The sequence below is a fragment of the Pseudomonas sp. R4-15 genome, assembly GCF_055768815.1.
Map to the genome: position 1 here is coordinate 3852324 of NZ_CM147293.1, position 13631 is coordinate 3865954.

Here is a 13631-nt window from a genome sequence, read left to right on the forward strand (position 1 = left end):
GGTTATGCCCCTCGCCAAGCCTTCTCGGCCCCCTCAAAACCAACCCACCGCCCTTCCCGGTCCAGCCCACGCCCGGCGATGAGCTGGGCGGCCAGCGCCTGGGCGTCGACCTCCCCGCGCGCAATGGCCAGCAGAATTTCAGTCGGGAGGGGTTGCAGGTGCTCTATCGCGTTCATGGTGATCTCCTTTTCGGTAGGACCATTGACGCTCTGTTGCCGGCCCATAGCAAGCGAATCAGAGGCCATCGAACAGCCCGCCGAGCGAGGCCGGTTCCCAGTTCATGATGATCAACTCGCCGGTGGTTTCGGCCTTGGCCTGGCGCTGGTTGGTGCAGCTGTAGCGGATGTCCATCCGCTCGATGTGGAAACCCTCGAAGGCGCGGCGGATCTCGGGGTGGTCGTTGATGCTGACCATCACGCGGCCCTGGCATGAGCGCATGAACTCGGCCATGGCCAGGTACTGGTCGAAGGGGAAATCGACGCCGTAGCCCTCGGTCTGCCAGTACGGCGGGTCCATGTAGTGGAACGTGTGGGGGCGGTCGTAGCGCTGCGCGCATTCCAGCCAGGGCAGGTGCTCGACGTAGACGCCGGAAAGCCGCTGCCAGGCGGCCGAGAGGTTCTCTTCGATGCGCATGATGTTCGGGGCCGGGCCGGTGGTCGCCGTGCCGAAGGTCTGCCCCGAGACCTTGCCGCCGAACGCGTGGTGCTGCAGGTAGAAGAACCTGGCGGCGCGCTGGATATCGGTCAGGGTTTCCGGGCGGGTGACCTTCTGCCAGTCGAAATGCTGCCGGCTGGAGAGCACCCACTTGAACTGCCGGACGAACTCTTCGGGGTGGTTTTGAATGACGCGGTAGAGCGCCACCAGGTCGCCGTTGATGTCGTTCAACACCTCGACGCGGGCGGGCTGAGGGCGCAGGAAGAACAGTGCGGCGCCGCCGGCGAAGGCCTCGACGTAGCACTCGTGGGAGGGGAACAGCGGGATGAGGCGGTCGGCCAGGCGGCGTTTGCCGCCCTGCCAGGGGATAACGGGCTGGGTCATTTGCAAGCCTTTACTGTATGAATAAACAGGTGTTAGGCTCCCCGCGCTTCGTGCACGAGGCAGGGGCCTGGGCTGGGCTTGCAGGTATGGTCTGCGGGTCTGGCGTCGGGTTTAGGTGTTGGCGCACCTGGGCCCGTCGCCCCTTCTATTGCTGCTCGCGCTGCACGTTGATGCAGCGGAGCGTCTGCAGGGCGCACTGCTGAAGCGCGCCCTCGGTGTCGTCGAGGGCCTGGCGCCAGTCGTCATTTGTTTGAAGTGCCGGCCGCGCTGGCAGCAGGCACGGCACCAGGCTGCACTGCATCCGGGGTGCGGTAGGCGGCGGGGTCTGTGGTTTCGGGTCGCGCGTACAGCCGGCCGAGAGCAGGAGGCACAGCGCCGCGCAGGTAATCAGCGACAGTTTGGTCATTGCGTTTCAGCTCCTGAAAGGCCCGAGCCTGGGCAGATTGATTGCTGCTGATCTGCTGGCCGAGCTGCTGGATGGCGCGGTCGACGTCGGCCAGCCGGCCCAGCGTTCGTTGCTGCTCAGCGAGCACGCCGGCCTGTAGCTCGATCATCGCCTGGGCGTCTGCCCTGCCCTGCTCTGCCGTGTCCGCTCGCTGGGCCTGGAGGTCGATGCGCGGGGCGAGGCCCCACCAGGTGAGGCCGGCGCCGACGGCGAGCAGCAGGACGCCGGCGCCGGCCAGGGCGGCGAGGCGGTACTGCGCGGGGATGAGCGTCGCGAGGCTCATGCCAGCACCTCGACGGCCCGGGTGCGCAGTGCGAGCCGGTCATCCAGCCCGACCGTGCCCCCGTTGATGCGCAGGGTGATTCCCTTGAAATCATCCCGGTCGGCCAGCTCGTTGAGACCGTGCGCCTGCCAGTACCAGGCGGCGGCCATCGCAGCGTGCTCCGGCTGCTCGAGCAGCTCGGGGTGATTGAGCAGCGGCAGGCCAAGGGCGTCGGCCGTGGCGGCGTAGTTGGCGCGCCCCGTGGTCTGGATCGCGCCGCGACCACGGAAACGCCAGCCGTCGCCGCTGGACTCGGGGCCGTTGCCGTTTCGGCTCGCGTAGGCGTTGTTTGCGATCGCTTCGGGCTGCCGCGCGAGGCGCCGCGCCACAGCATTAGGCGCACCGTCCGATCCTCGATAGCGATGCGGCCAGGTGCGCGCCAGGCCCTCGGCGCTGTAGTTGAGGTTCTCAACCAGTCGCGTGAGCTGGGCGGACTCGTGGCCGATCTGCGCCAGGAACGCGGCCTGTCGGGCCCGGGTGTCAATGCGGTACCGAGCCATCGCCGCGTTGAGTGCAGGAACAAAAACGCCCGCGACATGGCGGGCGCTGGGAAGGATGCGCAGCAGTTGCTGCTCTGTGAGAGCCATGCTTTCTCCGGGCATAAAAAAGCCCGGCGGATAGCCGGGCTGTTTAAGGTATGAGATCAGGACGACAACGCGTCCTTGCACTCTTCAGCTAGTCGGTAGCATTTGCACGCTCGCTCATATTCAGTGACCCCGCCATCCGGCCCATAAAACAGAATCGGCGTTAGTGCCTGTTGAGCCTGCAACAAATGTTGGATGGCTTGATTCACCTCGATCTGTACCTCTCGAAAGGCATCGCTTTGGGTCATGTGTTTGCTCTCATATAAGAACCGAAATCGGCAAAACACATCATGCCACATGCGAATTTCATCAAATTTGAGCAGAATCCCCTAAAAGTCCAACAATAATTGGAATTTAAGTTAAAAACAGCAAAGCAAAATTCTTTTGTAACGAATTACTACCGACTTCAAACATCCACGTCGTAATGCGGCAACTCAGGTGCCACGCCGGTGATAGTGCCGTCGGCGATGTAGGCCCGGCTGCCCACCGGCACGTCGGTACCGCGGACCGCAACCCGGGTGCCGGTGCGCAGTTCCACCTGGCTGAGGCCCGTCAGTGGGTCGATGCTGCGGACGGTGGCGACGGTGCGCACGCCGCCGGGTAGCAGGCCGATGAAGCGCTTCCAGGGGTTCACTGTTGCCATTGGTGGTGTCGCTCCAGTTTGATCTGCTGCTGCACGCGGCTCGCGCCGGTACCGTCCGCGGTGATCTCAACCGAGAGGCACAGCCCGACCCAGCTTTCGCCGCCCTCCTCCGGCACCCGTAGCAGCGTGGCGGTGGAGAGCAGGCCCACACCCTTGTCGTCGCTGGCGTGGAACAGCGGCAGCGTGAGCGTGACGATCTCGATGTTCCCGCCCTTGCTCAGCTCGTGGGTGCCGCGCGCCTGGTTGGCCTCCTGGCCGGTGATCCAGTCGTCGAACACGTCCGGCGCCGCTTCGTCGCCGGCGGTACCGGCACGGCGCACCAGCATGCTCACGCCGTGGCTGGTGCCGCTGACGTAGCAGGCGTTCCAGTCCGGCTGCGGCGTCCACTCGCCGCCGAGCTGGGTGTAGATCTCCGGCGGGATGATGTGGGCGATCGGCGCTTCCTCGGTTTCCCACTGCCAGGGCGGGAGCGGATAGCGCGGCACCACCTCCAGCCGATCCTCGGTGCGCGCCGGCCGCAGCACGGCGCCAACGGTCTCGGCCAGCCGGGCGATGACCTGCATCGCCGTCTGGCTCTGGTAGCTGGCGGCGCCGGCCGGGAAGGTCCAGTCCGCGGCGGTCCAGGTCTCGATCACGAACCCGGTGTTCAGCAACTGCTGCTCGGCGACTTGCCGGGCATTGATCGCAGCGGCGTTGAGGCCCGTGCGCTGGGGCGCGTAGGGCTCGGCGAGCAGTTGGGTGCGGGTCGCGCCGCTGATGCTGTAGGCCTCGCGGGCGAACTGCCGTTGCCGGCTGTAGCGCTCGACCATGAGCACCCAGGTCCAGCCGTTGATGGTCACCTCCAAGTCGGTGGCGCCATCCGCCGTTGGGCGCACCAGGTCCAGCGCGGCGCGGGTGAAGATGTCGGCCGAGAACGACCAGGAGAACGAGTCAGCGTCCAGGCTGATGCGCAGGTTGCGCACCTCCAGCGGCGTGCGCACGGGCAGCACGACGACGGTCACGGTGTTGGCGATCATGTAGGTGTCCAGCCGTTCGGGATCGGGGGGCGGATCGGGTAGCACGACCACGGGCCCTGGATAGTCGGGGTAGCTGATGCCGGTCAGCGCGCCATCGAGCACGCGGGCGCGGCCCCAGGGCAGACGCAGCAACTGGCCGAGGCGGCGGGCGGAAGACCACCGCGCCCCCACCCAGCGGCTGTCCGTTGGCTCGATCGCCGGTGTCGCCACCGGGTGACGGAAATCGAAGAAGACCTCCGGCGCAGCGCTGGGCTGGTAGAGGCCCGCATTGAACGAAAAGGCCAGCGGGCTGGAGCCGGGCACATAGAGCGAGCGCTGCAGCGCTCGGGCGATGTCGAAGCGCTCGCCATGCTCATTAGATCGGCGCGCGCGCAGCCGCCAACAGCCATCGCGCGCCGGCGGCGCAGGGTTGTAGAGCAGCCTCAAGCGCAGCTCACGCGGGCGGATGCTACGATCCCACGCCACGCCACACGCCTGATCGCAGGCGGGCACGGCGGCCCAGGGCGCAGCGGCGGAATGCCCATCCTGACGCTGTCCGCTGCCCCATAGCGGCCTGCGCTCGACGTCCACCAGGCTCAGCCCATCCCATTGCAGCTCAGCGCGCAGATCCGCCGACGTTGCCGGTCCCCAGGCGACGTCAGCACTGCGTCCGACGGGTACCGTGCCGGACCACGGCGCACGCGCCTGGTGGGCGCGCAGGGGGCGCGTCTTGCGCCAACTGCTGCGCACGGTATGTGCGAGCAGCACCGCGCCGCTATCGGCGCTACTGATGAACTCGAACCCGACCGGCTCAGCCGGTGGCAGGTATGCGGCACCCTGCAGCGCAAACGCCGGCCGGCTGGGCGGGATGTAGGTCATTCCGTAGTTACCTCGGGGCGAATCGGGCCGTGTGCCAGCGGGCGGAAATAGCGCCGCGCGCGGAACAGCGCGGTACCGATGTAGCCGTTGTTCGCCGCCTGCGAGTACGGCCACCAGTCAGGCTCCACTGCCACCCCCTCACCGGCCGAGATGCACTCGTAGACCACGCCGGAGAACACCGACGGGCGTCGCAGGTCGCCGACCAGGTAGGTCTCGTTTGGGGCCCAGGGCTCAGGCCAGTCATCCAGGGCGAGCAGAAACACCTCATCGACCGCGGCCGTCAGCTCGAGTGACAGCTCGCCGGCGTCGTTGGTCGAGCCCGCCCCCACCACCACCGGCTGTACGGCCTGCCCCTGCGGGGTGGTCACCAGCTGATCAGCGCGGCTGATGGCCACCACCCGCCGGCGCGCGGGTAGCGCATCGACATTGACCGTCACCGCCACCGAGCGGCCGTCGGCGCCGGGAAGGTCGAAGCCGAAAGGCAGCTCCACCCGCCGGGTCTGAACTACACGCTGCGGATGGGCCCCGTCCCACTCCCAATCACGGGCGAAATCCCATGTGATGGGGTAGGCGCTCACCGACGCACTAGCCAGAGGCATGACCCCGGTCTCGGCGGCGGAGAGCCCGCCTCCTACGCCTGCCCCCTGGCCTGATTCGCTGACACGGAACACGTTACCCACCAGTGCCCAAGTAGCGTAGAGGTAGCCAAATACTGCCCCCCGGTTGCCGCTGCCAGCACCACGCATGTCAACGAACGCGGCGCACTCCTCCACGACCCCCAGCAGCCCATTGGTCTGTTGCAGTCGGCCAATCAGGCCGCCTGAACGCTGCGGCCCTGTAATACGCCCGTACGCCACGCAGCGCCGGATACAGCAGGGCGCCACCGCGTTGCCTGAAAGCACCCCCACATAGCCGCTGCCATCGTTGGAAATGCCCGCGGGGCTGGTGCGCACGACCAGGTCTTGAACCAGGCCGCCAGTGATTACCGCGAACAGCCCGCAATAACTGACTGCATTGGAGAATTGCAGGCCCCGGATCTCGTGTCCGTTACCGTACAGCCCTCCGGTGAAGTTCGGGATCGGCACCCACTCGCCGGTCAGCTCGATGTCGCTGACGACCTCATACCAGGCGCCGGGCTCGGCGCGGATGTCATTGAGATCCACTGCATCCGTCACCCGATACGGATCATCACGCGTGCCGCTACCGAGCATCGCCATCAGTCTGCGTCCCCTCGAATCTGCAACTTGAATTGATCATCGTCGACCGAGCCCTGGCCGCTGATGATCGTCCTGATCACCCACAGCGGGCCCAGCGCCGAATCCGTGTTGAAGCGCACCGCGTTGCCCGAAGCCCAGCCGCTGCCCCAGCCGGCCGCGCGGATCGTGAAATACGGCTCGCCCGTCAGGGCATTGATCGGCATGCAGTCGGCGTTGGTCGCGCCCATCGCGATCACCCCCAGCGACTCCTCCACCACCTGGAACGACGTGCTGCTGGTGAACACCAGCGCCCAGCGTCCGTCGATGCCGCCCGCGTTGGTGATCACCGGCGGATAGCTGAGGCTGTTGTACTGCGCCGTGGTGGTGTTGCCGGTGGGCACGTCGCTCCAGTTCGGCGCGCCCTGGCTCCAGGTCTGCTGGGTGAACCAGGTGTGGATGCGCGACTGCAGGTCGCTCCAGGCCACCGCGCTGGAGACGCGCGTCTCGTCCGCCGGCAGATCCCACGGCAGCGGCGAGCTGAGCGCCACTTCCCCGGTGATCTGCACCTCGCTGCACATCGCCATGTGCTCAACGCGATCACGCACGTGCAGCGGCAACGAGAGCGGCGTGCCCTCCTCGTCCTGCAGCACCAGTGGGTTGCCCCAGGTGAGCGAACCGGCCTCGAGATCGACGCTGTAGCTGCTCTCGCGTAGCTCCAGGCCGTCGGCGTCTTCCACCCAGATCTCCGCTTGCCGCTGGCGGCCGAGGGTGACGGTGCCGCCGGCACTGGGCGAGGCCACCGGCGTAGTCGCCGTGTGATGCACCACCAGCACCTCGCCCTCGCGGTAGATCGGCACACGACCGTCCGCCGGCAGGCGTACCGGGTCGAGGCCCAGCAGGCCGGCATCGAGCGGCAACTGCGTCTGCACCACGCCGTTGTAGCGGGTGAGGATCGGGATCACCGGCACATCCGACTCGCCCGACTCATCGTCCGGGTCGGTGGTGAACTCGGCGCGCACGATGCCGGTGGCCACGTCCACGCTGCCGTGGATGACCGCGTGCACGAACTCGCCGTTCGCGTTGGCCGTGGCGGTGATGACCTCGGCGGTGTCCGCTCGCACGGCCGTCACCTGCAGGCTGCCCGGTCGCAACGGCGCACCAGGCGTGCGCCAGGTGGCGGCGGTCACGCTGAAGCCGACGGCAGCGGTTAGGCACGCCAGGAGCGTGACGGCGCCCGAGGCGTTGCCGGTGTAGCTGGTGAGGGTCGCCCGGCCGCTGACGTAGTCGATGCTGCCGACCGCCGTACCGCCGTTGGTGTTGCTCGCTACATCGCGATACAGCACGCCCGAGCGATCGCAGTAGACCGACCCGGCCCAGCTGAACAGCAGGCTGCCCGGCACGATGGCTTCGCCTACGCCCGGCAACAGGTTGAGGGTGATCGCCGGGGCGGCCTGGGCGGTCGATTGCTCGGCGACATCGGCACCGGCCTGCAGCGCACGGATGCTGAGCAACCCGGCAAAGCCCTCGCGCTGCTGCACGGTCGTGCTGACCAGCACCGGCTCGGTGCCGCGTCCGCTGAAGTCGTTGTTCCGCGCGCGGTTGGTGTAGACGTACTCCTGGTACCCGTAGAGCTGGGCCACCTGCAGGGTGACCACCCCGGTGTTGTAGTCGATGCTGCCGATGCGGCCGTTACGCCAGCTGCCCTGCCCGTCATCCTGGGCAGACTGCGCGACGTCCTGGACCGAGTCGTAGACCGGCAGCGCGTTGCCGCTCTCCATCACCGAGCGGTTGATCGCCGGGGCTGCCTGGCGACGACTGACCATCCAGCTGAGGTTGACACTGCCCGGCTGCAGCGGCGCGCCGGGCAACGTGAAGGAGGCCATGCCGGAGCTGTCGCTCGAGGCCGTGGCGCTGCTGCTGACCAGCGTCCCGGAACGGTAGCCGTACTGGATGCCCGCCGACGGCGTGGCGCTGAGCACCATGACGATCTCACGCGTGCTGTAGGCCACGGTGCCGCTGCCCCCGGAACCGGAGAGCACGCCGTAGCCGTTGTCGGTCAGCGTCAGCGTCTGGCTGCCGGCCTGGTAGGTGACGGTCAACGAGCCCGGCAGCAGCGCCTGGTCATCGCCAGGGAGGGTGTAGCGCACCTCCAGCGTCGGCGTGATGCTGCCGCCGGTACGCTGGGTGATCGCACTGTCGGCGCTGCTGATGTAGCTGTAGATCAACGAGCTGCCCACGTCCGGCAGCGCGTTGAGGGTGATCGAGACACTGCCGGTGGCCAGGTTCAGGGTGCCGGCGCCCTCCCCGGTCAGCGTCGCGTCGCCCAGGTCGCGCAGCTCGTACCACTTGCCCAGCGCCATGTAGCTCACCGACAGGGTGCCGGCGCGCGGTACCGCCTGCGCGAGATTGAGCGTGTAGACGTAGCCGCGGTTACCGAGCGTGACCTCCTGCTCGCCGGTGATGGTGTCGCCGGTGGCGGCCGCACCGGGCCGGTAGTTGGCCGAGGCACTGCCGGTCCACGAGGTGCCGGTGCGGGCCAGGGTGATCTCGCCGGTCTGGTAGTCCACGGTACCGCTGGTGATCCAGTTGCTGCCCGAGACGTAGCGCAGGCCGCCCTTGCGGTCATCGGCATACACGCCGCCACTGATGGTCAGCTGCAGCGTGCCGGGCGCACAGCCGGTGCCCAGGAAGGTGCGCGAGGTGCCACCGACTGCCGCGGCCGCTACGGTGAGCGCGACGGTGCGGGCAGGCCCGGCCGGCAGGTAGACCAGCCGCTGGTAGCCGGCGAGCAGGTCGACCAGCGCGCTCTCGCGGGTGGTGCTGGGCACCAGCTGGCTGTAGACGCTACGCACCCGCAGCGACAGCGCGCCTTCGGCCACGGCCTCGGCCAGTGCGCTGATGCCGTAGTAGCGGGCGGCGTCGGCGACCTGGGTGGTGAGCACCTGGGATTTCACTTCGCCGGTCAGCGCGGTGGCGCTGGTACCGGCCGGAGTCGGCTGGCCGCCCGGGAACAGGTGCAGCAGCGGCGCGGAAACCGCGAGATCGAGCGTTCGCCGCGTGAAGTTCATGAAAGCGCCATTGCCGCTGCTGCCGTATTCGTAGGTGAACTGCTCGATGCGCTGCTCGACGCCGGTCAGGCGCACATACTGGGCGCCGTTGACGCCGCTGAGCTGGAACACCTCGCCGATCTCCGGCACGCGCTGCTCTTCACGCTGCACGCACATGATCGCGCGCTGCCCGGCCAGCTGGTTGCCCAGCAGCTCGAACGGCGCGGCGCTGGCCGCGGCCATGTAGCTCTCGATGCTGTCGCGGGCGTCAGCGCGCTCATCGGTCTGCGAGCCAGTGTTGAACAGCAGCACGGACACGCGCGGATCGGCCGGCGCTTGGGTGACGATGGCATGGGCACCGAGGTAGGTGTCGTCGTTGTTCGTCACCACGCCGGCGAACACCTTGCGCAGGTTGATGCGGCCGGTGGTGCGGTCGAGACGGCTGATGTCGGGGAACAGGTTGTTCACTTCCCCGTCCACCACGGCGTCGCCAGTGGCGCGGCCGCCGCCGTCGTTCTCGTCGGTGAGGCGCTGCGACTTGAGGAGTTTGACGTCGGTGCGGGCGATGGTCATCGCGTGTTAGCTCCAGCTACGAAAAAGAAAACCCCGCCGGGTGGCGGGGTCAGTCATCGGGGTCGGCCGGGGGCGGCGGCGGAGGCGCCACGGTCAACAGGCGCAGGGTCAGGTCATAGGGATGGCCGGGGCCAGGCTCCACCTCGCGCCACGCCTGGCGCGCTTCAAGCGGCGTCGCGGTGTGATCCCAGATCACGTAATGCTCACGCCCATCGCCGAGGGTGAGGTGCATGACGCGCCCACGCTCGTCGCGCAGTGCCTCCAGCTGCCGCACCACGGCCAACGGCGTCCAGGCACCGCCGTTGGCGGCCAGGGTGACCGGGCGCCCGTACCGCTTGACGCCCTCCTGCACATGCAGCGCACCGGAGCAGCTGCGCTCCTGGTTCTGCTCCACCGGGGACCAGGTGAATTCGTCAGTCCACTCGAACTGGTCGTCCAGCTCGATGCCGTCCAGCTGTATTGCCGTCATCAAAGTGCCCTCAGCCCTGCTTCCTCGAGGATGCTCAGCAACCTCGTCTCGTCCGCGTCATTACTTACCCCCACATCCACGGCCTGCCCGCCACTGGTTTCCAGGCGGATGACCCGCGACGCGGGCTGCGAAGCCTGGCGCCCGGCAGGCGCTGGCGACGGCGCCGGTGCGTCTGCCTCCGCCTGTTGCTGCGCCTCCATGCGCTGTTTCTGCTGTTCGGCCTGCCGCTGCTGCTCGGTTTCGGCCTGGATCTCGCGCAGGGTGGACATCGCCCGGGTGATGTTCGCCACGGTCTGAGCATCGCCGTCGCGGTTGGCCTCGGCCAGCTGCGACTGCAGGTCGTTCATGCGCGAGCGGAAGCGGCTACGATCGAGCGCATCGGTCTCGCCGCGCAGTCCCAGCAACTCCTCGCGCAGGCTCTGTAACGTCGAGGCACTGCTTTCCTGCAGCTGATCCATGCGGTCCTTCGCGGCCTTGATCGCCGACTCCAGCTGACGCATGTCCGAATCGTTGAGCAGCCCCAGGGTGCTGCGGGCCTGGCCGGCCCGGGCGATGAACTGACGCATGCCCATCGAGCCGTTTTCGTAGCTTTCCATCAGCGACTGCAGTTGCGCTTTCTGGCCGAGGAACTCGACCTGCAGTTCCTGGCTCTGCACCTGCGTGCGGAGCATCCATTGCCCCAAGCTCGACATATTCACCGTGCGGGCCTCGGCCGCGCGCATCTCGTCCAGCGCCGCCGCGGCGCGCTGCAACGAGGTGCGGGTGGCGTCAAGGCTGCTGGTATCCAGCTGGACGTTGGCCGTGCTGATGTTGTTGAGGTTGTCGAAGACCGCGAGCGCCTCCTGGCTCATCGCTGCCAGCGGCTCGCGGGCGGCGGTCATCACACCGCCGAAGAAGTCCGACATCGCGCCCATGTCGCGCTCGGCGTCCGCCGACTCTTTACGCCGCTGCTGCATGGCCGCGTCACCGGCCCGGCGCTCTTCTTCCATCCGCCGCCCCGAGGCACGACGCAGGTCTTCCGAGGTGGTGATGGCGTCTTCCATCGCCTCGTTCTGATCGCGCTGCCCCTTGGTAGTGGTGTCCTGACTGGCCTTGAGCTTCTGCTGCTGTGCGGAGAGTTTGGTCAGCTCTTCGTTGTACTGCCGAGCAGTGATCGCACTGTCCCCGTAGAGCTTGCGTAGCGCGGTGCGAATCTTGTTGATGTCGACATCGGTCTGGGCGCTGGAAATGGCGGACTGCACGTCGGCGAGGCTGCCCAGCGCATCATCGAGGTCCGAAACCAGCCCGGCGGAACCACTGGCAGCGGTGCCCATCGACTTGATTCGGCCTTCCAGCACACCCGTAGCCTGCTGGTACTGCTCGACGCTCAACGCGCCGTCCTGATAGGCGCGCAGCAGCGCCCCGCGCAGGCCCTGGAGTTGCTGCACAGTACGGGCGGTGTCGATGAGCTGAAGGGCCTGGGCCATGCTCTCGAAGCCCTGCCGCCCCGCAGCAAGTGCGGCCAGCGTCTCATCCCGAATACGCTGCTGGTTGGCTACCAGTTCATCGGCATAAGCCTGATCCAGCTGGCGTTGCGATTCACGGGCCTCGCGATGCGCATCGGTCTCCTCGCTGAGCTTAGCCTTGCGATCGTCGCTGAGGAAATCCCAGGCATCGCCGATCTGCGCGAGGTCGGTCTTGGCCTGTACGGCGTAGTCGGTGCTCAGATCACCGAGGAACCGGTAGAGGTTCTCGGCCTTTTGCTGCAGCCCGCTGTTGCCGAAGAAGCCGGCGACTTGCCCGGCCCCCAGCACCAGCGACCCGACGGTGAGCTGGACCGCTTTGGTCAGGGTTGCCGCGGTGGCGGTGACGGTGGCCGAAAAGGCATTCCATACCGTACCCAGTGTCGCCGTGACGTACTGAGCACTCTGGACAGAGGTCTCGATCGCCGGCCCTATTTGAGCAGCGGCGGCTTTGGCGCGCTCGGCGAGGCCGTCGAAATCGACCTCACGGAGTTTCTGCACGTAGCCGGCAATAGACTCGCCGCCGCGCACGAACGCATCCGAGAGACTCTGCGCCAGAGCGTCCAGGCGGCCATCGCGATCCATCTCGTCGATGGTATCCGCCAATTCCTGCAACTTGCCCTTGGCGAATTCCAGCGCGCCGCTCTTGGCGATGCGATCAAGGAAATTCGTCCAGGTGTCCTGTAGGTTGCTGACCAGGCCCGACAGGCGACTCATGTTCGCCGCCGCAGCGCCTTTGGCGCTCTTTCCCATTTCGTCGATCAGCGCGCGGATGACATCGCGGCCCAGGCGGCCCTTGGTCGCCAGGTCCTGCAACTGGGCGGCATTCTTGCCGGTGACGTTGGCCAGCAGCTCCCAGACGGGCACGCCGCGCTCGACCAGTTGCAGGATCTCCTCGGTCTGCAGCTTCTGCTTCGCCCAGGCCTGGCCCAGGGCGGTGCTGATACCGGTGAGGCGCTCCATGCCGCCACCGAGCTGCTCGGCCTTGTCGGTGATGGCCTGCATGCTGCCATCCATGGGGTCGAGCCCGTAGGAACGCATCAGCGCGAAGGCCTCCGACACCTCCTGCAATTGCAGGGGCGTGTCCTTGGCGAACTGCTTGATCCAGTCAGTCGCCTGCTGGCCGGCCTCGACCGAGCCCATCAGCGACGTGAAGCGGGTTTGCAGGCCCTCGAACTCATCGCCGGTGGAGAGCATCGCGTAGATGCCGTCGCGCACGGTGCGCAGCCCGCGGGCGATGAGGTTGGCGGCGGCGTTGAGCGACACATACGCCGCGGCAAAGGCCAGTACCTGGCGGGCGCCACGGGACATCGAGCCACGCAGCGTCTCGACGCGGGACTGATGCTCGGCCGCGCCACGGGCCGCACGAGCCTCCTCACGCTGCAACTCGCGCAGGCGACCATTGTGCTCACGCATCTCGGCCTGGGTGCGATCGACTTCGGTCGCCAGGCGCTTCTCTTCGCGGGCGAGGTTGGCCGTGTCGATACCAGCGGCCTTTGCCGCAGACTCCTGCTCGGCATGGGTCGCGCGCAAGCGGTCCAGTTCGCGGGCTGCGCGGTTCGATTCCCGTTGGGCATCCTTCAACGAGGCCTGTAGGCCGGCACTGCCTGGGTTCTTATCCAGAGCATCACGCAGGGACTGTACCGACGCTTGCGTGCGCTCCACGGTGCGCTCGGCGCGCTGCAGGTCACGCTCGGTCTGCCCCAGTTGCGCGGCCAAGCCGCGCGCATCCTTGGCCTGGTCGAACGCCTTGTTCAGCTCTTCGGTCTTGGCGGTCAGCTCTTGCAGCGCTTTCGAGCTCTTGCCCGCAGGCTGCGACAACTCGTCCTTGCCGCGCAGGACGAACTGAATCAGGCGGTCCTTGATGGCCATGGGGTTTTCTCCACGCAATAAAAAACCCCGCCGAGGCGGGGCCAACAATAGTGAGCTGTGAGACTT

Annotated in this window: 10 protein-coding genes and 1 pseudogene; all 11 read right to left on the reverse strand. The window is 67.2% G+C overall.

Going from position 1 to position 13631, the window contains the following annotated elements; genetic code table 11:
* Nucleotides 1-2 precede the first annotated feature (2 nt).
* The 11 genes and pseudogenes from ACYRGX_RS18565 to ACYRGX_RS18615 all read right to left on the reverse strand — a co-directional run bounded on the left by ACYRGX_RS18565 (nt 3) and on the right by ACYRGX_RS18615 (nt 13565).
* A complete protein-coding gene (locus ACYRGX_RS18565) occupies nt 3-176 on the reverse strand; it encodes a hypothetical protein (RefSeq protein ID WP_473053916.1) in 174 nt (57 codons plus the stop codon).
* A gap of 58 nt (nt 177-234) precedes the next feature.
* Nucleotides 235-1038 carry a DNA adenine methylase gene (locus ACYRGX_RS18570; protein ID WP_473053917.1) on the reverse strand — a complete coding sequence of 268 codons (804 nt, stop codon included), beginning with the start codon at nt 1036-1038 and terminating at the stop codon, nt 235-237.
* Between the two features lie 145 nt (nt 1039-1183).
* Nucleotides 1184-1360 (reverse strand): annotated as a pseudogene (locus ACYRGX_RS18575) (hypothetical protein); the annotation flags it as partial.
* On the reverse strand, nt 1281-1766 hold the full coding sequence (locus ACYRGX_RS18580; RefSeq protein ID WP_473053918.1) for a hypothetical protein: 486 nt from the start codon (nt 1764-1766) through the stop codon (nt 1281-1283). The gene ACYRGX_RS18580 and the pseudogene ACYRGX_RS18575, both read right to left, overlap by 80 nt.
* On the reverse strand, nt 1763-2392 hold the full coding sequence (locus tag ACYRGX_RS18585; RefSeq protein WP_473053919.1) for a glycoside hydrolase family 19 protein: 630 nt from the start codon (nt 2390-2392) through the stop codon (nt 1763-1765). The genes ACYRGX_RS18580 and ACYRGX_RS18585 overlap by 4 nt, the downstream gene beginning before the upstream one ends.
* Nucleotides 2393-2795: 403 nt before the next feature.
* Nucleotides 2796-3032: a hypothetical protein gene (locus ACYRGX_RS18590; RefSeq protein ID WP_473053920.1), complete on the reverse strand. Its 237-nt coding sequence runs from the start codon at nt 3030-3032 to the stop codon at nt 2796-2798.
* A complete protein-coding gene (locus ACYRGX_RS18595) occupies nt 3020-4906 on the reverse strand; it encodes a hypothetical protein (protein ID WP_473053921.1) in 1887 nt (628 codons plus the stop codon). The genes ACYRGX_RS18590 and ACYRGX_RS18595 overlap by 13 nt, the downstream gene beginning before the upstream one ends.
* Nucleotides 4903-6123 carry a hypothetical protein gene (locus ACYRGX_RS18600; RefSeq protein ID WP_473053922.1) on the reverse strand — a complete coding sequence of 407 codons (1221 nt, stop codon included), beginning with the start codon at nt 6121-6123 and terminating at the stop codon, nt 4903-4905. Before ACYRGX_RS18600 ends, ACYRGX_RS18595 begins: the two co-directional genes overlap by 4 nt.
* Entirely contained in the window at nt 6123-9722 is a 3600-nt protein-coding gene (locus ACYRGX_RS18605) for a hypothetical protein (RefSeq protein ID WP_473053923.1), read from the reverse strand. The genes ACYRGX_RS18600 and ACYRGX_RS18605 overlap by 1 nt, the downstream gene beginning before the upstream one ends.
* A gap of 49 nt (nt 9723-9771) precedes the next feature.
* Entirely contained in the window at nt 9772-10191 is a 420-nt protein-coding gene (locus ACYRGX_RS18610) for a hypothetical protein (protein ID WP_473053924.1), read from the reverse strand.
* Nucleotides 10191-13565: a tape measure protein gene (locus ACYRGX_RS18615; RefSeq protein ID WP_473053925.1), complete on the reverse strand. Its 3375-nt coding sequence runs from the start codon at nt 13563-13565 to the stop codon at nt 10191-10193. Before ACYRGX_RS18615 ends, ACYRGX_RS18610 begins: the two co-directional genes overlap by 1 nt.
* Nucleotides 13566-13631 lie beyond the last annotated feature (66 nt).